Source organism: Nonomuraea sp. NPDC050451, assembly GCF_044458585.1.
On sequence record NZ_JBITHZ010000015.1, the window covers coordinates 81317 to 104601 of the forward strand.

A 23285-nucleotide genomic window follows, 5' to 3' on the forward strand; every position below is an offset into this window, starting at 1 on the left:
GTGGCGGGCCGACGTGGTGGGACGGCGCCAGGCGCATCCGCACGCCCGATGACGTCCTCGTCCCGCCCGTGCCGGCGCTGCTGCGGGCCTGCGGCGGCGTGGCGGCCGCGCACGACCCGCTCGTGGCCGGCCGGCTGTCCGCCCGGGTGGTGGACGGTGACCCGCTGCTGCCGGGGATCTTCGAGGCGGAGGGAGCGGGCCGCGCGCTGTGCGGGGGCGCCCATGAGCGGCCCCGCTGGACGTCAGCCCTGAACGGCGTGGAAGCGGCGGGCATGGAGGTTGCATTTGCCTCCTGACGGCGATTACTGAACCGGATAAGCTTGGGTGGTGATCCTTGATCAAATCCTGATTTATCCGCTGAAATCGGGTCAGGGTTATGCGCTGTCCGAGGCGGTCGTACACCCCTGGGGTCTGGACGGGGACCGGCGGTGGGCGGTGGTCGACGAGCGCGGCGACAACCTGTGGCTGGGCGAGTTCCCGCGCCTGGCTTCCGTCGCCGCGCACCCCACCGCCGAGGGTGGTCTGCGGCTCGCGGCACGCGGGATGGAACCCCTGGCCGTGCCGCCCGCCGCCGGTGCGGCCACGCCGGTCGGCTTCACAGGTCTGGACAAGGCGGTGCTCGCCGACGACGCGGCGCACGCCTGGTTCAGCGAGCTGCTGGGGCGCCCGGCCAGGCTGGTGTGGCTGGACGACCCCGGGCGGCGGTCGATCGACCCGGCGCACGGCGGGTTGCCGGGTGAGGTGGTGAGCTTCGCGTGGGACGCGCCGCTCCTGCTCATCTCGGAGTCGTCCGCGCTCGCCCTGGACGGGTGGCTGGCCGAGGAGGCGGCCAGGTGCGGCGAGGATCCGCCCGGGCGGTTGTCGCGGGTACGGTTCCGTCCCAGCGCGATCGTCGAGGGCGCGGAGGCCTTCGCGGAGGACGGCTGGCGCGAGGTGCGGATCGGCGCCGTTCCCTTCCGGGTCTCGGAGATCTGCGACCGTTGCGCGGTGACGACGATCGATCCGGAGACCCAGGTGAAGGGCAAGGAGCCGCTGCGGACGCTGGCCCGGCACCGCAAGTGGGACGGCAAGACGTGGTTCGGCATCCGCCTCGTCCCCCGCGAACCGGGCACGATCCGGGTGGGCGATCCGGTCAGCGCCCGCTGATCGGATCGATCGCGCGCCGCGACCAGTGGACGCGCCCGGTCTCAGCAGTCGAGGTTCGGGCAGTTCACGGCCAGCACCAGGCGGTCGCTGTCGTAGATGGCGTCGTAATCGCCGCGGAACTCGTTGACCAGCCATAATTCTCCGCTGGCCGGCCAGTAGGCGACGTTCTGCGCGTTGCCCGGAGCGGTTGTCATGTAGTGGACGTCGAGCGTGTCGCGGTCGGCGGAGATCGTGACGCGGTGCAGGCAGGATTTCCGGAAATTTCCGTAGATGTTGGCCGTGCCGCCCGGCATGTAGGTGACGGCAGGCGCGCCGTCGGGGCACAACCCGACGAGGACGCCCTTGTCGCCGGTGAACACGCCGCCCTGCAGCTCCCAGACCGGGCTGGTCCAGCCCTCGGTGGGGTGTACGAGCCCGTCGGAGCCGGTCTTGAGCAGGGCGGTGGACGGGTCGAGGGGCCAGCGGAGGATCTTCCCGCCGGAGGCGTCCCTCTTGTATTCGACGGTGGTCAGGTGGTCGGCGCCGCTCCGGTCGAGCGAGACGCCGTTCAGGCAGGGCCTGGTCAGGTCGAGGCTGGCGCACACGGCGGGGGAGTTGAGCCGGTAGTAGCCGATCTGAGGCAGCGCGAAGCCGGAGTACGCCGCCGAACAGACACCGCCGACGCAGCCGACATTTCCTGACGTGGTGGAGTTCATCTGCCAGAAGTGGGTGAGGTCGAAGACGCGGACCAGCCGGTCGCCGCCGGACACGTTCGGGTCGCCGCCGGTGACGAGGAAGAGCTTGTTGCCGTACCACGAGATGCCGTCGGCGTGGGTGGCGATCTCGTGGAAGCCCTCGGTGGTGCCGTCGGGCTCGACCAGCACGACGTGGCGGTAGGGGGCGCCCGACAATCCGCCGGTGACGTCGACGAAGGTGACCCTGGCGAGCCGGTTGGCACCGTACTCGTGGGAGGCGCCGCTGCGCCAGCTCACGGCCACGATCTTCCGGCCGGCGCAGCCGTCGCAGGGCGGGTAGAGCACCGAGCCGTTCATGCCGTCGCCGCTGCCCGTGATCCCCTGCGGGAACCAGTTCGCGGTCGTGTCGTCGGTGGCGTTCCAGCAGAATCCGCTGACCTGGGCGGAGATGTGGAGGTCGGTGGGGTGGCAGATCGCGCGGGTGGTGTAGCCGCCGGCGATGACGGTGTCCATCCGCACCTTGGTCACCGGCAGCGTGGAGACCACCGCGTCACGCGCCGACATGGTCGAGGTGAACGCCAGCGGCCGGACCTGAGCCAGCTGCGCGGCCGTCAACGCGTGGCCGGTGGCCGCGTCGGCGGGCAGGGGGACGCCCAGCAATGCGGAGAGGAGCAGGACCAGTGCGGCTAATCGCGTGACCACAGGCGGCCTCCATCGTTATGAAGGTTTCCTGCATTACTAACATCAACTTGGGGGGTGGTCAACGAGATGACGCCGGAATCTGCGGCTACTTAGTGAGGGCTCCTCTTAATGTCAATATGGCCGGCGACGGCGGTGAGCCGGAGCTTGGTCTCGTCCTCGCTGCCCGGTACGGCGGTCATGATGACGATCTTGAGCTCGGAGTCGCCGTCGGTCAGGACGTCGCAGTCCACCGTGACCGGGCCCACCGACGGATGGTAGATCGTCTTGTGGTCCTCGCGGTGCGCGGCCACCTCTCCGGTCGCCCACAGCTCGGCGAACCTCCTGTTGCCCGCGTTCAGATCGCGGATCAGCGTGGCCAGGCGGCCGTCCTGGGGGAAGCGGCCGGTGGCGCGGCGCAGGTCGGAGACGACGGCGGCGTCGGTGGCGTCGCGGTCCCCCTCGGCCACCGGCCACAGAGCGAGGTACGCGGGGCCGGCGTCCACCGGAAACCTGTCGCGGGCGAAGTTGCGCAGCCGCGGCGGCGAGGCGGAGGGATCGCCCAGCAGGGCGGCCCACCCACGGTTCCACCACACCAGTTGCCAGTCCGCCGCGAACACGGCAACCGCCACGTCCCCGAGGCGGGCGAGCACCCGCTGCACGCCGGGCGGAAGGTGGTCGGAGATCGCGCCGCCCACCGGCGGTACGAGCTGGGCCCGCCGGTACAGGTGGTCCCGCTCGGCGGTGGACAGCTGCAGGGCGCGCGCCAGCGACGCCACCACCGACGCCGAGGGTGTCGTGGCCCGCCCCTGCTCCAGGCGCACGATGTAGTCGACCGATACGCCGGCCAGGTCGGCCAGTTCTTCGCGCCGCAGCCCGGTCGCCCGGCGCCCCCACGACCCCGGCCGGCCCGAGTCGCACGTCATCGCGCCGCTGTACACCTCCTCGAAGGCGGCGCTGACGATGTTGACCACGCAATACGCCAAGGGGCTCAAGGGCATCCGCGTCAACGCCGCTGATCCCGGCTACACCGCGACCGACCTCAACGGTCACAGCGGCCCCCAAACCGTTGCCGAGGGCACGGACGCGATCGTCGCCCTCGCCACCGAGGGGCCCGGCGCCGGCACCGGACGCTTCGTCTCCCGCCACGGCGAGATCGCCTGGTCCTGAGACCGGGCCATGCCGGAGTCACCCCGGCCTGCTGGCTCTTCTTTACGTGGCGCGAGCGCGACTGACGGACGAGGAGTGGGAGTTCGCCATCACCGCCCTGGAGAAGGTTGCCGCCGAGGAGGGCGGACGCTCCAGGGGTGGGCGGACCGGCGAGGTTCACCTCACCGCTGACCGCAAGCGCCGCCCGCCGGCCGCCCCCGCACCCGGCCGGACGCGGTCAGCCCGCCCGGGCCGCCGTGGTGACGGGCGGGCGGCCGGGGTGGGCGTTTCGACGGTGCTAGCGGGGGCGCGGGCCGGGTGGGGCGTTGAGCTGCTGGGTCACGTACTGGTGGGTGTTGGCGGGGTCCACGTTCTTCTCTGCGAACTTGGCGAGGACGGCGTTGTAGAACGCGGTCTCGCTGATGAGCTGGGGATTCTCATCCACGACCTCCTGCATCAGGTCGTCCCGCCTCGTGGTGAAGCTGGCGCCGCCCGCCTCGTCGGCCCAGGCGATGCCATGGGTGATCACCGAGTAGAAGGGGGCCAGCCTGGGGTCCGTCCGGTCCACCGGGATGGCGCCGGTGATCGCGTCGACGATCCGCTCTCCCACTCTGTCGGTGGCCGGGTCGGTGGCGTCGGTGGTGTAGTAGACGACGATCTTGTCACCCTTGGTGACCGGCTCCATCCGCTTGAAGCTCATGAGTACCTTGAATTTGGCGACGAACGGGCTGACGGTGGGGTCGTCGAATTGGGCGAGCAGGGCGTCGGCGATCTGGAGGGCTTGTTCCTGTGACCGGACGTTGACGACGATGCGCCGCCGCACGCCGTCCCGCAGGGACGGGTCCTTGCGGTTGTTGGTGAAGTGGAAGTAGTCGCCGCCGGCGAGCGCCTGGGGCCATTCGGAGTCCTGCGGTTCGAGATCGATGACTCCCTGCCTGGCCAGGTCGATGTAGGGATCCAGCATCGAGCGCCTGGACGGATTCATCATGTACGGGCTGTCGAAGTAGCTCATTTCAAAGTAATTCTCGGCCAGCGCGTCCTGGTAATCGTGTTTACGGGCTCCGGTGTTGTCGTAGAAATGCGAGTACTGGGCGGTGATGAACGCCTTGTCGGCTTTGAGTTTGTCGGCGAAGGGCGGTTCCGAAAGTTTTACCGCCCGTCTGAGCATCGGGGTCGCTCTGAAAGTCGGGGAGACGCCGACCTGCGTGGTCTGAGTCGGCTGGTTGGCGGTGTTCGTGGTGTTCGTGGTGGGTGGCGGGGTGCCGGTGTCCGGCGTGGGGGTGCGGGTCGATCCGGTGCCCTGGATCCGGTGGGTACCGATGCGGACCGGCTGGCGGGTCTGGGCGGCCGAACTGCCGCCTTTCTTTTTGCCGAACATGGCGAAACCTCCGATGTGATCCCCCGAACCGGCACCCATGGTTGCCCATGGTCCCGCCCGCTGAAAACTAACGAGGTGGACAGAGAAATGACTCCCGGCGGCCGGTCGCCGGCGGGCCGAATCAAATGGAGAGGTGCCGGGGGCCGGTCCTGATACATGCCCGCCTTTTTTGGACAGTCGCGTTGGATCTGTATCGATTTCCCGGGCGGCGGCTCCGCAAGAGTCGGCTCAGCAAAAGACCGACGGTATCCATCGGGGACCAAGCGAGGGGAGCGCCCCGTGTTCACAGACAAGTCCTTGCCCGACTACGAACTGCTCTTCGACGAAGAGGGTTCGCCCGTCTGGCAGGAGGACGAGGCCAGGTCGGTGTATTCGCCGGGCGCGTACCTGGCCGAACTGCTCGACCTGCTGGACGGCGTGTTCGAGCGGTCGTCGCTGCTCGACCCGGACCGCCGCCCGGACCTGGCCGGGATCCCGCTCGACGGCGAGAACACCTTCACCGCCGCGCCCTACCTCGACGTCGTCAACGAGGTGCTGGAGCGGCTCGTGGGCGACGACCCGTACGAGACGCTGAAGACCGAGCGGCACCCGCTGAACCTGCCGTTCTCACTGGACGAGACGCGGATCGCCACCTACCTGCGCCACCTCGGCGTCACCCCCGAGGAGTTCCACCGGCTCTTCACGCCGGAGCCCGACCCGGACGTCCTCGCCCGCGTGTGCCTGGGCCTGACCGCGAACGAGGCGGCACTGATCACGACGCCGGCCGACGGCGAGGCCGAGCTGGCGGCCCGCTACGGGCTCGCCGCCGACGAGCGGTTCGGCGTGCTGGAGGACGTCGAACGCTTCCTCGCCGCCACCGGGCTGACCGGGCTCGAACTGCACGACCTGCTGGAGAGGAGTGCGGTGGCGATCGGCGCGGACGGGACGCGGCTGGTGCCGCGCGACGGGGCGGCGGCGGTGGCGTTCGCCTGGTTCGAGCACGTCAACCGGCTCGTACGGCTGGCCCGCAGGACCGGGCTCACCCCGGCCGACCTCGACCACGTCCTGACCACGTGCTGTGCCGGCCGCCTGGACGGGGCGGCGCTGCGGATCGTCGCCGTGACCCTGCGCCTGCAGCGCGACTACGAGCTGCCCGTCGCCGACGTGTGCGCCCTGGCCGCGCCCGTCGAGACCACGGCGCCCGCCTTCTCCGGCGACCTGCTCGCCGCGCACAACAAGGAGCGGCTGCGCCTGCTGGCCCGCGCCATCGAGACGTCAGAGGGCGACATCACCGAGACGGTGCTGCGCTACCGCGCCCGCTACGCGTCGCTGGAGCCGAGCCCGTTCGACCGCGCCGGGTCCCCGCTGCCGGTGCCCATGCTGCTGCGGCGGGTCGGGCTGTACACGGCGGCGCTCGGCCTCACCGCCGGTGAGCTGTTCGACCTGCTGGAGGTGCTGGAGAGCGACCCCTCGCTGTGGCGGCACACCGCGTTCGCGGTCATGGTGCGGGCGCGGGTCCAGGACTGCTACCGGCTCCTGGCCGGTACGGACCCCGCCGACGGCCTGTGGCTGGCCCAGACCCTGCACACCGTGACGCGGTGGGCGCGCGACGGCGGGCTCGGCGGCAAGGACCTGCAGGAGATCCTGGGCGGCGAGGCGGCCGGGTACGGCGAGATCGCGCAGACGCTCGACGGCCTGAACCGCGGCTTCGCCCCCCTCGCGATGGCGCCGGACCTGTTCGTCTCCCAGCGGTTCGGCCCGCGGGCCTCGCGCGCCGTCCACGACGCGCTGAAGGCCCGCGGCGACGGGATCGTCTCCGCGCGCGACGGCCGGATCCTCCGCCTCGACCCGGCCAAGCTCCTCCCGGCCGCCTACGACGCGGTCACCGCGCTCGGCGTGCCCGTCAAGGCCGATTTCCGCGGGATCGGGCTCGGCGACCGGCCGGCCGGGAAGATCTTCGCCAACCTGGTCTTCGCCGGTCACCTGCGGCCCGACGGGACGCTCGTCACGCCGGTCCCGAAGGACCTGCGACCGGCCACGGACTTCGGCTCGTTCACCGAGCCGCTCTTCAAGCTGATCGCCGGCCTGCTCGACCGCGCCACCGCCTGCTACCCGTCCGACCTCGCCGCCCTCGACGGCGGCCTCACGGACGAGCTCCGGGCCGAGCTGTACGACAACCTGATCTACCTCGGGTACGTGGACGCCGAGGGCGAGGTGCTCGACCCCGGCTTCTTCGCCGACGAGACCAACGTGGAGCGGTTCACGACCGACGCCGGCCTCGGCGACCTCGCGGGACGCGTCCAGGCCGAACTGCTGCGCCGGGTCGAGCGCTTCAGGACGGCGCGGCCCGAGCTCGACCCGGGGATCTTCGCCGACCTGCGGCTGGACGCGGCCGAGCTGATCGAGAGCCTGCGCTTCAACGGCTACCTGGACGCCACCGGACGCTACACGGACATCGCGGCGCTGGCCGGGCTGCCGCTGGCGGAGTTCGGCCTGGCGCTGGAGTTCCACCCGCACCGCAAGGCCGTGCTGGAGGCGATGAAGGCGCAGATCGCGGCCTTCCGGACGGAGCTGTACACGTTCGTGCCGGCGGACTTCGCCGAGCTGGCCGACGACGCGACGGCGCAGCGCGTGATCGAGGCGCTGGCCACGGGGCTCCCGATCGGCGAGCGGTTCTCGGCCGAGGAGGCCGCGATCGTGACCGCCCGGCTGGAGGAGATCACCGAGGACGGGCGGCCGTACCGGATCGACAGGGAGGCGATCGCCGGGCTGGGCTTCACCGAGGAGGAACTCCCGCTGCTGATCGACCGGCTGGTAACGGCCGGGCACCTCTCGCCCGGCCTGGCCGTGCCGCGCGACAGGCTCGGCTACTTCCGCACCGTCACCAACGCGCTGGACTTCGCGCTGCCGGGGCTGGAGGACTACGAGCGGGACCTGTTCTTCCTGCTGAACGCCGTCGCGGTGGAGATCCACGCGGCGGTCGAGGAGATCGGCGCGACGCTGGAGCGGCGGGCGAGCGGGCAGCGGCAGGCCCTGTACGACGCGCTCGCGGACGCCTTCGGCGTGCCCGCGGCCACCGCGGAGGCCATCTGCGCGGCGGTGACGGGCAGCGCGGAGGAGGCCCTGGACGTGCTCGTCGCCCCCGTCCTCACCACGGTGAGCGGGAGCGGCGAGGAGCCGTCGGCGGGCGGGAGCGGCGAGGCCGCGGATCCGCGCCTGCGCCAGGCCTACCGGCGGATCCGCTCCTTCGCGCTGCTGGCCGGCCGGGTCGGCCTGGACGCCGCCGAGGTCACCGCCGTCTTCGACGACCAGGACCTGACCGGCAAATACCCCGAGCCGCTGGCGCTGCCGCCCGGCGTCGACCGGTTCGACGCGCTGCTGGAGAGCTCCGACGGCTCGGTCTACATGTTCGGGGAGGGCGGCTACTGGGTCTATTCGGCCGCCACCCACGCGCTGTCCGGCCCGCGTCCCAAGCCGCTGGCCGAGCTGTCGCCCCGCTTCACCGGGCTGACCGGCGTGGACGCCGCGTTCGCGCTGCCCGGCGGCGCCGAGTGGATCGTCGGGCGCGGCCGCGACGGCGCCTCCCGGGTGTTCGTCAAGGACGCGGGCAGCACCCGCTGGGCGGAACGGGAACAGGCCTGGGGCAAGGTGCGCAACGCCTTCGACCGCCCCCGGCGGATCGACGCCGCGTTCGTGGACGAGGACGGCCGCACGTACCTGTTCTGCGGCGACCAGTACGTCCGCTACACGGCCGGCGACCACACGGCCGTGGACGAGGGGTACCCGCGCGGCATCCACGAGTGGTGGGAGCGGGAGGGCCACGGCGCCCCGCTGCCCGCGGCCTTCCGCCGGTCGCCGGACGCGGTCTTCCAGGACACCGACGGGCGCGTGCACCTGTTCGCCGGCGACCGGTACCTGACGGCCGGCAAGGACTCGCAGCCCATCGACGGCACGTGGGGCAGGGTGCGCAACGCCTTCGAGGTGGCCCGCCGGATCGACGCCGCCTACGTCGACGCGGGCGGCGGCCTGTGCCTGCTCTCCGGGGACCAACTGGTCCGCTACTCCGACAGCGTCGAGAACGACGGCGTGTTCGTGGACGACGGCTATCCCCGGCTGCTGGCCACGGCCTTCCCCGCCGGGTTCACGCAGGACGTCGAGGCGGCGTTCGTGGACAGGTCCGGCGTCCTGCACGTGTTCAAGGGCGGCAGGACGGTCGCCGGCGACGGGGCCGCCGTGGCGACGGCCGAGCGGTGGGGCGCCCTGCCCCCGGCGTTGCCGAGCGGCGGCGTGGACGCGGCGTTCGTCGGGCTGGACGGCAAGACGTACCTGTTCAGCGGCGAGACCTACCTCAGGTACTCCAGCGCGGACTACTCGGTGGCCGACCTCGGCTACCCGCGGGTGATCGCCGGCGACTGGGGAGGGCTGCGGCGCGTGGACGCCTCCTTCGTCATGGACGGCAAGACGTACCTGTTCGGGACGGGCGGGCTGCTGTTCGAGCTGCCGCTGGAGCAGGCGGCAGAGCTGGACGCCGGGCGGCTGTCGCCCGCGCTGCGCCGCCGCTTCCAGGAGCACGGCCTGTCCTTCGCCGAGGACGCGGCCCCCTACGGCTCGTCGCCCGGGTGGCTGCTCGGCACCGAGCAGGGGATCACGGTCACGCTCCGACGCGACCCGGCGAGCATCAAGGTCCACGCCGACGGCGGCGCCTTCTACGTCCGCTACTCCGGCAGGGACTACACCACGCCCGACGCCGGCCACCCCCGCCCGCTGTCCGACAACTGGTGGAACCTGCCCGGCGGCCCCATCGCGGTCGACGCCGTCTTCACCGGCGGCGACGGCCGGACGTACCTCTTCTCCGGTGACCGTTTCGTCGTCTTCGACCACAAGAACCGCTGGTGGTCCGAGCCGCGCTCGACGCGCGAGCACTGGGACAGCATCCCCTTCGACCGGGTGGACGCCGCGTTCGTCGGCAAGGACGGCCGGACGTACGTCTTCAGCGGCGACCGGTACGTCAGGTACTCCACCTCCGACTACACGCGGGTCGACGACCGTTATCCGGCCGTCGTGTCCGCCTTCTGGGGCAACGTCGTCAGCAACGTGGCCAGGACGGGCCGGGTGGACGCCGTGCTCGTCATGGACGCCACCGAGACCGTGAACGGCGCCGAGGTGACGCGCGCCTACACGTACCTGTTCTCCGGCGACCAGTTCCTGCGCTACGAGGGCGACGACTTCTCCAGGCCGCAGCCCGGATACCCGCGCTCCCTGGCCGAGCTGTCCAAGGAGCCGCGGCTGGCGAGCCTGCCGGTCACGCTCGACGGCGTGGACGCGGCCGTCGCCGACCGGCGCAACGTCTACCTGTTCAGGGGCTCGTCGTGCTACGTCGTGTCCGACTCGCTGCACCGCGAGTACCACCTGGACGACGTGCGGTGCGCCTTCCTGGAGGACGGCTCGCTGCTGGTCGAGCACCAGGACGGCTGGCGCCGGCACGCCTCCGTCGAGGCCACCGTGCCCCGCTCCGCCCAGGCGAGCCCGCGCACGCTGCACGCGGCGCCCGAGCGGTTCAGGACCGGCCTCGACGCGGTGCTGGAAGGCGCGGACGAGCACACGTACCTGTTCAAGGGCCCGGCCTGCTTCGACACGCGGCTCGGCCGCGAGTACCCGCTGGCGGCCGAATGGGGCATGCCGCGCAACACGATCCAGCAGGAGAACACGGTCGACGCCGCCTTCACCGGCAGGGACGGCAGGACGTACCTGTTCAGCGGCGACCAGTTCGTGGTCTATTCGCCGGACGACCCGGCGCGGATCGAGGGCGACGCGCTGCCCATCGCGCCCCACTGGGGCGGGCTGACCGGCGTGGCGCTGGCGTACGTGCGGGGCGAGGAGACCTACCTGTTCGAGCCCCCCGGCCCGGACGGCTCGGTGCGCTACCTGCTCTGCTCCGGCGACGACTACCGCGTCCCCGGCCGCCTCCTGACCGCGGACGCGGGCTTCTGGGAGGTGCCCGACGGCTACCGCCCCGCGGGCGCGGGCCTGCCCGACGCGGTGCTGACCGAGGGCCAGACCCTGTTCCTGCTGTACGGCGAGCGCTGCGTGCGCTTCGACGAGACCACCCGCGAGTGGTCCTACCCGCGCCCCGCCGAGCGTATCTGGCCGGGCCTGACCGTCGAGACCGGCGACCGGCTCAAGACCGCCTTCACGGCCCCCGACGGCGCCACGTACTTCTTCTTCGAGCACCGCTACACCAGGTATGCCGAAGGATCCTGCTCCCCGCCGGCCCCCGTCAAGGACAGATGGGGCAGATCACGCAACCCCTTCGTGGCCGACGACGGCACGGCCAAGGTGGACGCGGCGTTCGTGGACGCCGACGAGCGCACGTTCCTGTTCTCCGGCGACCGGTACGTCCGCTACACCGGCTCCGAATACCGCTACATCGACGCCGGCTACCCCAAGAAGATCGTCGGCAACCTGCGGCGCGAGGAGGCGTTCGCGAACCTGCCGGAGTCGTTCGACGACGCGGTGGCCGACCGGATCGCGAGCGGCACCCGCAAGGTGATCGACGCGGTGGTGGGCAACCGGCGCACCGCGTACGTCTTCCTCGGCGGCGCCGTGCACGCCGTCTCCCGCACCAGGGCGGTCACCGACGACCTGGAGGGCTGCGGCCGGGTCCGCAACGAGCTCGCCGAGCGGCACAGGGTTGACGCGACCCTGGTCAGGGGCGGGCGCACGTACCTGTTCTGCGGCGACCAGTACGTGCGCTATACCGGCACCGCCTACGAGTACGCCGACGACGGCTACCCGCGCACCATCGAAGGCTCGCTGGCCGCCGAGTTCGACGTCCCCGCGCTGCCGGCGGACTTCGCCACCGGGCTCGACGCGGCCTTCCACGCCGCCGACGGCCGCACGTACCTGTTCAAGGGGGAGCAGTACCTGCTGGGAGACACGGTCGCGCCGATCGCCGGCACGTGGGGCAGGGTGAACAACGCCTTCACCGCCGCGCCCGCCATCGACGCCGCCTTCGCCACACCCGACGGGGACGTGTACGCCTTCAGGTCCGGCCAGTACGTCCGCTACCTGCCGGGCGAGCTGGAGTTCGTGGCGGAGGGCTACCCGCGCACGGTCGAGGACGACTGGGGCGACCTGCCCGCCGCCTTCGAGGAGGGGCCCGACGCGGCGTTCGTCCTGCGAGGCCGCACCTACCTCGGCAAGGGCGAGTCGTACGTGCGCTATTCGGGCGGCGGCCACGACGCGGTGGACCGCACGTTCCCGCAGCTGTTCCGAAACCGCTGGTCGGAGGCGGCCGACTACCGCCTCAGCGACGTGCACACGGTCATCAGGTTCGCCGCCCTGGCGCACTCCCGCCGCGACGGGCTCGCCGCGTTCCTCGCCGGCCCCGTCGAGGACCCCTACGGACGCCTGTCGGAGCTGTTCGGGTGGGACCCGGACGAGATCAGGTGGGCCAGGCGCAACGCCCACCTGCTGACGGCCGGCACGCCGGAGGAGGAGCGCTTCGAGATCGAGTTCCTGCTCAGGCTGGCCGACGTGTTCGCCGTCGCCGCCCGGATGGGAGCCGGGCCGTCCGCGATCCACGACGAGATCTGGTCCCGCGATCCGCGGCAGGCCGCCGACGGCCTGTATGCGCTGCTCGGACGCCGGCGCACCGACGAGGAGTGGACGGCGCTGTCGGGCCGGATCCACGACGAGCTCAACGTGCTCAAGCGCGACGCGCTCCTCGGGGCGGCGCTGCGGCGGGCGGGCGCGGCCACCTCGCGCGACCTGTACGAACGCTTCCTCGTCGACGTGGACATGGGCGGCGAGGGCCGCACGTCGCGCGTCCGCGAGGCCATCGCGGCCACGCAGCTCTACCTGCACCGCTACCTCCTCGACCTGGAGCCGGTCACCGTGCCGGCGAACCAGGACGCCGAGGAGATCAGGCGCCGGGTGAAGACCTGGTGGGCCTGGATGCGGAACTACCGGCTCTGGGAGGCCAACAGGAAGGTCTTCCTCTATCCGGAGAACTACCTGCGGCCCGAGCTGCGCTCCGCCAAGACCCCGGCCTTCGGGGCGCTGCAGAACGACCTGCTCCAGGGCGAGCTCACCGAGGAGTCGGCGCAGCGGGCCTACAAGCGCTACCTCGACGAGTACACCGAGGTGTCCCGGCTGGCGATCGCGGGCGGCTACGTCTACGAGGCCGACGGGGCGAAGCCGGGCGAGCGGCGGCTGGTGCTGTTCGGCCGCACCAGGACCGAGCCGCGGCGCTACTACTGCAGGCAGGCCGAGTTCAGGGACGGCGACCGGCTGTCGGCCACCTGGGAGCCGTGGCGCAAGGTCGACGTGCAGATCGACGCCGACAGGGTGCACCCGGTGCACGCCTTCGCCCGCGTGTTCGTGTTCTGGGCGGTCCCCGAGGCGGTCGCCCCGGACAACCCGGCCCAGACGGCCGCCGGCGAGTCGCCCCAGCCCGTCTACCAGATCAAGATCTTCTACTCGTTCCTCAACCTCAACCAGGAGTGGGTGCCCGCGCAGCAGCTCCCGCAGGGCGACCGGCACAACCAGCCGATCTCCGACATCACCCTCTACGTGCAGGCGTCCAGCACCGTGCCCGGCGGCGGCGACCACGACTCGATCGCCGTCACCTGCTCCTACCTGGCCGGCCAGGACCGGAAGGGGTACACCTTCACGCTCACCCCCGAGCTGTACGCCACCCGCGCGCCGGACACCGCCGAGCGGCCCAAGGTCGCCGACGTGCGCCGCATCTTCGACGAGCCGGTCGCCGAGTCCGGCGTGGTGCCCTTCAACATGCCGGTGAAGAGCCAGGACGGCCCGTGGATGAGCGTGGACCACAAGGGCGGCAGCTTCCTGTGCCGCCCGATCCTCCCGGACCAGCAGGAGGGGGCCGCTCTCACGCTCCGGAACAACGTGGACCGGCTGCCCACCACCTGGAGCCGCATCGACGCCGGCGTCCAGCTCCCCGACGGCACCCGCTACTTCTTCGACAACTCCCAGCAGCGCTACATCCTCACCCCTCCGGACGGGCAGAGCGCCGGCCAGACCCGCCGGGTCACCTCCGACCGGTGGGGCCTGCTGGACAACCCGCTCCACCGGACGGGACGGGTGGACGCCGCCCTGCTCCGCGGCAAGAAGATCTACCTGTTCTCCGGCACCGACTACTACTGCTACTCCGGCGAGCCGTTCGGGCCGCCCGACGCGGGCTACCCGAAGAAGATCGCGACGAACACCGAGGGCTTCCCCGCCTGGGACAAGGTGGACGCCGCCTTCGCCGGTCCCGACGGCAAGGAGTGGTTCGTCTCCTTCAGCCGGGGATACCAGCAGGGGGCCACCGGCCAGCTCAAGCCCATCCGCGACCGCTGGACGCTGCCCGACAAGACCGACATCGACGCGATCTTCTCCCTTGAAGGTCACGTCTACATCGTCTTCGGCGACCGCTACACCCGCTTCACCGGCGACCACGACCCGGACCGGCAGCCCCGGGGGCCCCAGCGCCCCGACAAGGACTATCCGCGGGCTCTGGCCGACAACGAGGACCGCCTGCCCGAGTCGGGGAACATCTCGGCCGCCGTGCCGTACGGCGACGGCGCCTACTTCTTCGACGGCTCCGCCAAGACCTACGCCTACCTCGGCAGGCCGGCCCGGCCGGGCGGCGACAGCAGGGACCTCGGCAGGGTCGGGACCGCCATCACCGCGGCGGGCGCGGTGGACGCCGCGTACGTGGCCGACGGCAGGCTCTACCTCACCAGGGACCGGGAGCTGGTCCGCTACACGCTGGGCGCCGGCTCGTCGGTGCCCGAGACGATCGACGAGGGCTACCCCAAGCGGCTGTCCGCCCCGATCAGGGCCGTCTTCGTCCGGGGCGGGCGGCGCTTCGTCCTGGGCGACGGCGGCTACGCCGTGCTGGCGGCGGGCGCGGAGCCGGACGCGAACCTCGTCCTCAGCCCGGTCGACGGCAACTGGGGCGGCCTGCCCGACGGCTTCCCCGGACGGTTCACGGGCGCGATGGACGACGGGTCACGGCTGTTCCTGTTCCTCGGCGCCCAGTACACGGTCTCGGACGAGCTGCCGTACGAGTACGCGACGCTGCCGCACGAGATCGTGCGCCTCACCTCCAGCACCGCGTACAAGCTCAACAGGCAGCTCCTCACGGCCGGGGTCGCCGGCCTGCTCGCCCCCGAGACGCAGGAGACCGACGAGCTGCCCGGCTTCAGCTCCGAGAGGTCCGGTCCCACCACCATCAAGGTCACCTCGCAGGTGCCCGAGACCGGCCGGCCGACGAGCTCGCACCTCGACTTCCAGAGCGCCAACGGCATCTACCACTGGGAGATCTTCTTCCACGCGCCGCTGCTCATCGCCGGGGCGCTCAACGAGGCCCAGCGCTTCGACGAGGCGCGCCGGTGGTACGAGTACGTCTTCGACCCCACCCAGCCGACCAGGTACTGGCGCTTCCTGCCGTTCCTGGCCGCCGACCTGCGCGCGCTGGCCGGGAGCTGCCGCGCCGACCTGCGGGAGCTGGCCGAGCGCGGGGTGGACGTGACGACGCTGACGGCCCGGTTCGGCCCGGTGCTGGACGCCCTGGGCACCCTGGCCCCGGCCTTCCTGCACGGCGGCAGGCTCACCGACGCCGAGGAGGCGGCCCTGACCGGTCTGGAGCGCGCGCTCCGCCCGGTCGAGGACGCGTTGAACGCCGTCCAGAACCAGCCCCAGGTGAACAACCTGCGCGAACGCGTCGCCATGATCGCCCGGCTGCGCGGCTGGCACGACCTCATGGGCGACCACGACGCGCTGCTCGACGCGTACCTGGAGGATCCGTTCGACCCGCACGCCATCGCCGGGCTGCGCCCCGCCGCCTACCGGCGGGCCGTCGTGATGGCGTACATCGACAACCTGCTCGACTGGGGCGACCTGCTCTTCCGCCAGTACACGGCCGAGAGCGTGGACGAGGCGCGCATGCTCTACGTCTTCGCCTACGACCTGCTCGGCCCCAGGCCGGAGGCGCTCGGCGCCCGGGCGTTGCCGCCGGCCCGCTCCTACCGCGAGCTCGACGGCGGCGGGAGCGAGCTGGCGGAGCTGACCGACGGCGGGGCGATGCTGGAGGGCCCCGGCGCGGTGCACGCCGGGGTCGAGAGCGGCTACTTCCACGTTCCGGCCAACGGCGTGTTCCTCGACTACTGGACACGGGTGGAGGACCGGCTGAGGAAGATCCGGCAGTCGCTGGACATCATGGGCATCAGCCGGCCGCTGCCGCTGTTCGAGCCGCCGGCCGACGTCATGGCGCTGGTCGCCAGCGTCGCCAGCGGCGCGTCGCTCGACCGGATCGCCGCCGCCCCGGCCGCCGTCATGCCGAACCACCGCTTCTCCTTCCTCTTCAGGCGCGCGGAGGAGCTGGTCGACAAGCTGCGGCAGCTCGGCAACGACCTGCTCGGCGTCCTGGAGCGGCGCGACTCCGAGGAGCTGGCGCTGCTGCAGAACCGGCAGGAAGGCGAGGTCCTCGGCATGACCCGGGCCATCAAGGAGGCGGAGGTCACGATCGCCGCCGAGCGGGTGCGGGAGCTCGAGTCCGGCCGCGACGGCGCGGTCGAGCGGGCCCGCCACTACGAGAAGCTCATCGCCGACGGGCTGTCCGCGCTGCAGAAGGCCCAGATCGACAGCATGGGGGACGCCGCGACGGCACACTTCGTGGCGGGCGGCCTCAAGATCGCCTCCGGGATCGCGATGGCGTTCCCGCAGGTCAAGCTGGGGCCGTTCATCATCGGCTCCGAGACCGGCGGCATCCAGGTCAGCGAGGCCCTCGACCGGGGCGCCGACACGGCGTCGATCATAGGTGAGGGGCTGAGCCTGCAGGGCGAGCTGTTCGGCGTGCAGGCCGAGCAGGAGCGCATGGAGCAGGACTGGCAGCTCCAGCTCGCCACCGCCCGCAACGACAAGGCGCAGCTCGACCACCAGGTGGCCGCCGCCGAGATCGGGCTGGCCAACGCGCGGCGCGAGCTCGACGTCGCCACCCGGCAGATCGCGCACCACGACGCCGTCACGACGTTCATGAAGGAGAAGTTCACCGGGGCCGAGCTGTACGGCTGGATGTCGGGGCGGATGTCCGCCCTCTACTACCAGGCCTACAACCTCGCCTATGAGCTGGCCAGGTCCGCCCAGCGCGCCTACCACTACGAGAAGGGAGCCGGCGAGGAGATCATCCGTCCGGCGTACTGGGAGAGCCGGCGCAACGGCCTGCTGGCCGGCGACGGCCTCTCCCTGGACCTGGAACGGCTGGGCCAGGCCTACCTCGGCCAGGACGCCCGCGGCCTGGAGATCATCAAGCGGGTGTCGCTGCGGGAGCTGGACCCGCTGGCCCTGCTGGCCCTGCGGGATGAGGGGCGGTGCGAGTTCGCGCTGACCGAGGCGCTGTTCGACCGCGACTTCCCGGGCCACTACCGGCGGCGCGTCAAGACGCTGTCGGTGACGTTCGAGGGCGCGGAGGGGCCGGTCGGGCTGAACGCCACGCTGACCCAGCTCGACAGCAAGACCGTGCTCGCGGCCGACCCCAAGGCCGTCAAGCACCTGCTCGACCCGAAGGGCTCGCCGCCGGACACGCTGCGCGCGGAATGGCGGCCCGGCCAGCAGATCGCGCTGTCGGACCTCGAACCGTACAAGGACAACAACGGGCTGTTCGAGCTGCGCTTCGACGACGACCGCTACCTGCCGTTCGAGGGCACCGGCGCCGTCTCGCGGTGGCGGCTGGAGCTGGCGGGGCGGCCGGCGCCCGAGCTCGCGGACGTGACCGTCGTGCTCAAGTACGTCGCCGAGCAGGGCGGGGAGACCTTCGCGGGCGCGGTGAAGGGGCTGCTCAAGCCGTATCCGGCGGCGCGGTTCTTCGACGTGGCCGCGACGTTCCCGCAGGAGTGGGCGCAGTTCATGGAGGGGCCGGACGACGTGCTGGTGCTGCCGTTCACGGCGGAGATGTTCCCCGGCATGAGCGGGCGCCAGATCACCGGCGTGCACGCCACGTACGGGTCGGCCAACGGCGGCGGTCCGGCCCGCTTCCTGCTCCACGGGGACCGGCGGCTCGCGCTCGACCAGGGCACGACGCTGGCCACGCCGGGGCTCACCGTCGGCGGCCAGGGCTGGGAGCTGGTCCTCGACGGGGACAAGACGGCGCTGACCGGCGTGGGCCTGGTGCTCACCTATCGGGCGAACGCCCGATAGGGCTCACTCGGGGCTGTTGCCGGCAGAGCCGTCGGCGCTGCCGCCGATGGTGAACCTGGTGGTGACTCCCTCGTACATCAGATGGGCCGTGAGCCCTTCGGAGGCATGGGGCAGGTTGTGGCAGTGGTCCATCCAGACGCCGGGGTTGTCGGCGACGAACGCGATCTCGTACGTCTGGCCGATCCCGACCTCGAGGGAGTCCACCCACCAGGGGCTGCCGGTGGCGGCCACGCCGTCGCGCGTGAGCACCACCGCGTGGTGGCCGTGCAGGTGCATGGGATGCGCCTCGCCGCTGTTGTTGGAGATGCGCATCCGCACCACGTCACCCTCGGTCACGTGGAACATGGGCACGTCGGGGTAGAGGTGGCCGTTGATCGTCCACCACACTCCGGGGACCCCGTCGAGGAAGCCGGGGCGGCGGCCCATGTCGTACTCGAAGCGCCGGTCGGGCTTGGCGGGGTCGAACCCGAGCGGCGCCCGGGTGCCGTACGTGAGCGGGTCGAGCGTCTTGGCCGGCCGCGGCCCTGGGGGCGCGTCGTACGACTTCGAGCCGAGCACGACGCCGGCGGGCCCGCCGAGGTGGATCCGCACGGGGGAGCCGTCCGCGGGCATGGTGACCTCGAGGTCGGCGCGTCCGCCCGCGGCCACCGCGACCGCCTGGTCCCGCACCGGCGCGGGCCCGTCGACCTCGGTGCCGTCCACGGCCACGAGCCGGTACGGCGCGCCGCTCACCCAGGCCGGCATGACGCCGTACTCGGTGTTGATCACGCGTACCCGCGCCCGCGCGCCGGGTGGCGCCTCGACGTGGAGGTCGCCCTCGCGCCCGTTGACGGTGCGGATGCCGCCGTACAGGTGCACCAGCGCCACGACGTCCTTCGCCTGCTCCGTCTTGGCCGGCGCGACGACCAGCGCTCCGAGCAGGCCGCCCCGGACCTGTTCGTGCGACATCTGGTGCGAGTGGTACCAGAAGGTGCCCGCGCGGTCGGCGACGAACCGGTAGGTGAACTCCTTGCCGATGCCGACCGCGTCCTGGGTGACGCCCGCGACGCCGTCCGCGGCGTTGGGCACGTCGACGCCGTGCCAGTGCAGCGTGATGCCGCCCGGCACGGACTCGTTGACCAGCCGGACCTGGACCAGCTGGCCCTGGACGGCCTTGATGACCGGGCCGGGCGACTGGCCGTTGAGCGTGTAGCCGTCGAAGTCGCGGCCGGAGGCCAGCCGGAACCGCTGCCTGCGGGCCACCACGGTCACCGTGACGTCGGCCGGGCGGTCCGCGTCGGCGATCAGTTCCGTCACGTCGCGCCCGCCGGTGTGGATCGAAGCGTGGGCCGAGGCGCCTCCCATCGAATGGCCTCCGTGGGAGCCCTGCGGCCCGCCGCCGTAGTCCGCGTACCCCATGTCCATGACGGAGTACGCGGACGGCAGCAGGCTGTCCTGCCAGAGCCAGATCAGCGGCCCGAGCACGGCCGCCGTCGCGGCGCACGCGACGGCGGTGCGGACCCGGCCGCGACCCGGGCGATTGCGACGCATGAGCCCTCCGTCAGCCGCGAACCGCGTGCTGCGACCCCGGCACGGCGGCCGGGCTCACGGCCGCGCCCCGGCGTGCCGCGTAGAGCGCCGCGGTGAACAGCAGCAGCGCGTTGAGGCCGTGCACGAGGCCCACCAGCGGGATGCTGTGGCCGACGAGGCCGAAGGCGACCTGCAGGACGACCAGCAGCAGCACCAGCCCGGCCGCCTTCACCGCTCCCGGGACCTTCGCCCAGAACGAGGAGACCAGCAGGAGCAGCGCGAGGACCGGGATGACCAACATCCCGTTCATGCCGTGGATCATGAGCCCGAGGGCCTCGGCGAACGGCGTCTCGCCGCTCTCCATGAGCGTCTTGTCGACCACGCCGCCCCCTTCGACCCACAGGCCGAGCCCGGCGTCGGCCCAGACCACCATCGCCGCCTGCACGGCCACCTCGATCGCCACCAGGTAGGCCAAGACCTTGTAGACGTTTCTCATCGCACCCTCCCTGTCCGGTGTTGTCGCGAGTCACGTTAGGGAGGGCGACTTGGGGGGGAATGGTGGCCGACTTGGGACGGACTGAGAAGGGGTCAGACCGGTCTTGCCAGTCGATACTGGGTGGGCGTGACGCCGTACGAGCGGGTGAACCAGCGGGTGAGATGGGCCTGGTCGGTGAACCCGGCCTCGACGGCCACCCGGGCCGCCGGGTGGCCCCGGGCGAGCAGGCGGCGGGCGGCGCGCAGCCGCAGCTGGCGCTGATACTCGCTGGGCGCGAGCCCGTAGGCCGCGCGGAAGGCCCGGTAGACGGCGTACCGGCTGGAGCCGGTCCAGGCCGCGAGGTCGTCGGCGCTGATCGGCTCGGCGTGGCGGTCGTGGATCAGCTCGCGCGCCCTGGCGGCCAGCCGCGTGACGGCGGGCGCGCGGAGGGCGGCGGGCGGTCCGGGCGGCCTGCGCGCGGCCAGGTGTACGAGGGCGGCGACGGTGGAGGAGAGCAGCTCGTCGCGTTCGAGCGGGCCGGCGCCGTGCTGCAGCGCGGTGTGCAGCCGGCGCAGCCGCTCCGCGAGCACGGGTGAGCCGAGGACCGGCGCGGCGAACAGGGGCAGCCCGACGGGCCGCCCGGCCATGTCCTGGAGCACGTCGGCGATCAGGTCCTGGCCGATGTGCACGATCCGGTACGTGAAGCCCAGCTCGTGGGCCGCGTGGCCGTCGTGCACCTCGTCGGGGTTGAACGCCATCACCATCCCGGCCGCGCTCGTGTGCCCGGCGCCACGGCAGGTGAAGGTCTGCGCGCCGTGCTCGGTGACGCCGAAGGAGTAGGTCTCGTGGCTGTGCCGGTGGTAGCGGTGGCGCAGGAAGCTCGCGTACATGGCCTCCAGCGGCATCCCGTCCGCGCGCCAGTAGCTGGCCCACTCCCGGGACTTGCGGCCCTCGCCCGCCGCCGCCGCGCACGAGCGTACAAGACCGGCGGTGGGCGCCGGGCCCAGGCTGATCGCTGCCGCCGCGCCCGTCTCCTCTGTTCTCCGGCGCGGAACGGCGTGTTGCGGAGGTGAAACCATGGCAAGCACTGTAACGAGCGGCACCCGGCCGTACCTCCTGCTGGTCACGACGATGCTGCTGTGGGGGAGCGGCTTCAGCGCCTCCAAGGTGATCGTCGACCACCTGCCCCACTCCGTGGTGGCGACCCTGCGGTTCGGCGGCGGGGCCCTGGCGCTGCTGGTCGCCCTGCGGCTCTCCCGGCAGGCCGGCGAACGCCGGCGCGCGTCGGCGCGTGACTGGGCGCGGGCGGCCGGGGCGGGCGTGCTGGGTGTCTTCGTCTACAACGTGCTGTTCTTCTGGGGGCTGTCGCTGGCTCCGGCGATCGACGGGAGCACCATCGTCCCGGTCATGAGCCCGGTGCTGACCACGTCCTTCCTGCTGGTCATGGGCCGGGAGCGGGCGTCGGTGGCACGGGTGGCGGGGCTGGCGATCGGTGCGATCGGCGCCGTGGTCTTCTTCGTGGGCTCGGGCGGGGAGGCGGGCGCGGGCCAGGGCCGGCTCGCCGGGGACCTGCTCTTCCTGCTGAGCGCCTGCTGCTGGGCGGCGTTCACGCTGACCGGCCGCCGCGTGCTCGCGGGCATCGACCCGCTCAAGGCGACGACGTACGCGACGGTGAGCGGGGCGGTGCTCCTGGCGATCTACAGCGCGCCCTCGGCCGCCGAGGTCGCCTGGCACGACGTGCCCGCCTACGTCTGGCTGAACGTGATCTTCGTGGCGCTCGGCCCGACCGCGGTCGCCAACCTGCTGTACTACCGGGGCATCCGCGATGTGGGGCCGGCGTCGGCGTCGATCATGATGTTCGTCGTGCCCGTCGTCGGGACCGCGTGCTCCGCCCTGTTCCTGGGCGAGTCGTTCGGCACCGTGCAGGCGGCGGGCGCGGCCGTGCTGCTCGCCGGCGCCGTCCTCGCCGTCACCCAGGGCAGGTTCCCGGTACGGCGGCGCGCTATCGTTCAAGAACCCGCCGGGGCCCGAACGTCGACGGGTCCGCCTGGCACGATTGAGGACGCATGACCATCTACCGGCTGCCCGCCAACACACCGCGCTCGTTCTACCGGGGCGAGGGGCGCATCGGCAGGTTCCGCGGCGTCCGTCCCGCCGATGATCCGTACTATCCGGAGGACTGGATCGCCTCGACCACGAGCCGGCACGGCGCGGCGCCCGCGGGGCTGACCACGCTGCCCGACGGCCGGTCACTGGCCGAGGCGGTCGCCGCCGATCCCCTGTGGTGGCTGGGGGAGCGGCACGTCGCGGAGCACGGCGCCGACCCGGCGATCCTGGTGAAGCTGCTCGACGCGGGCGAGCGCCTGCCGCTGCACGTGCACCCCGACCGCCGCTTCGCCGCCGCCCACCTGGCCTCGCCGTACGGGAAGACCGAGGCGTGGGTGATCGTCTCGGCCGAGCCGGGGGCGGCGGTGCACCTCGGCTTCGCCAGGGACGTCGAGCCGGGCGAGCTGGCCGGCTGGGTCGCGGACCAGCGCATCGACCGGATGCTCGACGCCACCAACCGGGTGCCGGTGCGGGCCGGCGACGCCATCGTGTGTCCCGCGGGCCTGCCGCACGCCATCGGGGCCGGGGTCCTCATGGTCGAGGTGCAGGAGCCGACCGACTTCTCCGTGCTGCTGGAGTGGGAGGGCTTCGACGTCGACGGCCCGGCCGTCGGGCACCTCGGGCTCGGCTACGACCAGGCGCTCGCCTGCGTCGACAGGAGCGGCTGGGGCGCCGAGCAGCTCGTCGAGCTGCGCCGCGACCGCCTTCCGGCGGCCGACGCCCGGCCCGGGGTCCACCGGCTCTTCGCCGACCTGGCCGACGAGTTCTTCGCGGCCGAGCGGCTGCGCCCCGATCCGGTCAGCGTGCTGGAGCCGGCGTACTCCGTCGTCGTGATCACGGCCGGTGCCGGCTCCGTCGAGTGCGAGCACGGCGCGCCGGTCCCGGTCGCCGCCGGTGACACGCTGCTGATCCCGTACGCGGCCGGGAAGTGCACGCTGCGCGGCGACGTCACGGCGGTGCGCTGCAAACCGGCGTGAACCGGCGG

At 72.2% G+C, this 23285-nt stretch carries 12 protein-coding genes; 6 read left to right on the forward strand and 6 right to left on the reverse strand.

All coding sequences use genetic code 11. The features are described from left to right. The first annotated feature begins 68 nt into the window (after positions 1-68). Together ACIBI9_RS36915 and ACIBI9_RS36920 are read left to right on the forward strand one after the other, a co-directional pair. Positions 69-296 (forward strand): hypothetical protein, encoded by a 228-nt coding sequence (locus ACIBI9_RS36915; protein ID WP_397229149.1) that lies wholly within the window; start codon positions 69-71, stop codon positions 294-296. 31 nt (positions 297-327) lie between these two features. After that, positions 328-1146: an MOSC domain-containing protein gene (locus ACIBI9_RS36920; protein WP_397229151.1), complete on the forward strand. Its 819-nt coding sequence runs from the start codon at positions 328-330 to the stop codon at positions 1144-1146. Positions 1147-1187: 41 nt separating this feature from the next. Here ACIBI9_RS36920 and ACIBI9_RS36925 read toward each other — a convergent pair whose 3' ends face one another. Together ACIBI9_RS36925 and ACIBI9_RS36930 are read right to left on the reverse strand one after the other, a co-directional pair. After that, complete coding sequence (locus ACIBI9_RS36925) at positions 1188-2522, reverse strand: hypothetical protein (protein ID WP_397229153.1); 1335 nt, start codon at positions 2520-2522, stop codon at positions 1188-1190. 89 nt (positions 2523-2611) lie between these two features. After that, the gene (locus ACIBI9_RS36930; protein WP_397229155.1) at positions 2612-3472 is read right to left on the reverse strand and encodes a helix-turn-helix transcriptional regulator; all 861 of its coding nucleotides are present in this window, start codon (positions 3470-3472) and stop codon (positions 2612-2614) included. On the opposite strand from ACIBI9_RS36930, the gene ACIBI9_RS36935 reads away from it, so the two are divergent. Continuing rightward, on the forward strand, positions 3462-3668 hold the full coding sequence (locus ACIBI9_RS36935) for a hypothetical protein (RefSeq protein WP_397229157.1): 207 nt from the start codon (positions 3462-3464) through the stop codon (positions 3666-3668). The genes ACIBI9_RS36930 and ACIBI9_RS36935 overlap by 11 nt on opposite strands. 277 nt (positions 3669-3945) lie before the next feature. On the opposite strand, the gene ACIBI9_RS36940 is transcribed toward ACIBI9_RS36935, so the two are convergent. Then, a complete protein-coding gene (locus tag ACIBI9_RS36940) occupies positions 3946-5025 on the reverse strand; it encodes a hypothetical protein (RefSeq protein ID WP_397229159.1) in 1080 nt (359 codons plus the stop codon). Positions 5026-5181: 156 nt separating this feature from the next. On the opposite strand from ACIBI9_RS36940, the gene ACIBI9_RS36945 reads away from it, so the two are divergent. Further along, complete coding sequence (locus ACIBI9_RS36945; protein WP_397229161.1) at positions 5182-18210, forward strand: hemopexin repeat-containing protein; 13029 nt, start codon at positions 5182-5184, stop codon at positions 18208-18210. Between the two features lie 3 nt (positions 18211-18213). On the opposite strand, the gene ACIBI9_RS36950 is transcribed toward ACIBI9_RS36945, so the two are convergent. The 3 genes from ACIBI9_RS36950 to ACIBI9_RS36960 form a co-directional block, all read right to left on the reverse strand. Then, a complete protein-coding gene (locus ACIBI9_RS36950; RefSeq protein ID WP_397229163.1) occupies positions 18214-19740 on the reverse strand; it encodes a multicopper oxidase family protein in 1527 nt (508 codons plus the stop codon). Positions 19741-19750: 10 nt separating this feature from the next. Continuing rightward, positions 19751-20215, reverse strand: a complete 465-nt coding sequence (locus ACIBI9_RS36955; RefSeq protein WP_397229165.1) for a hypothetical protein — start codon at positions 20213-20215, stop codon at positions 19751-19753. 92 nt (positions 20216-20307) lie between these two features. Then, the gene (locus tag ACIBI9_RS36960) at positions 20308-21273 is read right to left on the reverse strand and encodes an AraC family transcriptional regulator (protein ID WP_397229167.1); all 966 of its coding nucleotides are present in this window, start codon (positions 21271-21273) and stop codon (positions 20308-20310) included. On the opposite strand from ACIBI9_RS36960, the gene ACIBI9_RS36965 reads away from it, so the two are divergent. Further along, positions 21272-22264: a DMT family transporter gene (locus tag ACIBI9_RS36965; RefSeq protein ID WP_397229169.1), complete on the forward strand. Its 993-nt coding sequence runs from the start codon at positions 21272-21274 to the stop codon at positions 22262-22264. The genes ACIBI9_RS36960 and ACIBI9_RS36965 overlap by 2 nt on opposite strands. Beyond that, positions 22261-23277, forward strand: a complete 1017-nt coding sequence (locus tag ACIBI9_RS36970) for a class I mannose-6-phosphate isomerase (RefSeq protein ID WP_397229171.1) — start codon at positions 22261-22263, stop codon at positions 23275-23277. Before ACIBI9_RS36965 ends, ACIBI9_RS36970 begins: the two co-directional genes overlap by 4 nt. Positions 23278-23285 lie beyond the last annotated feature (8 nt).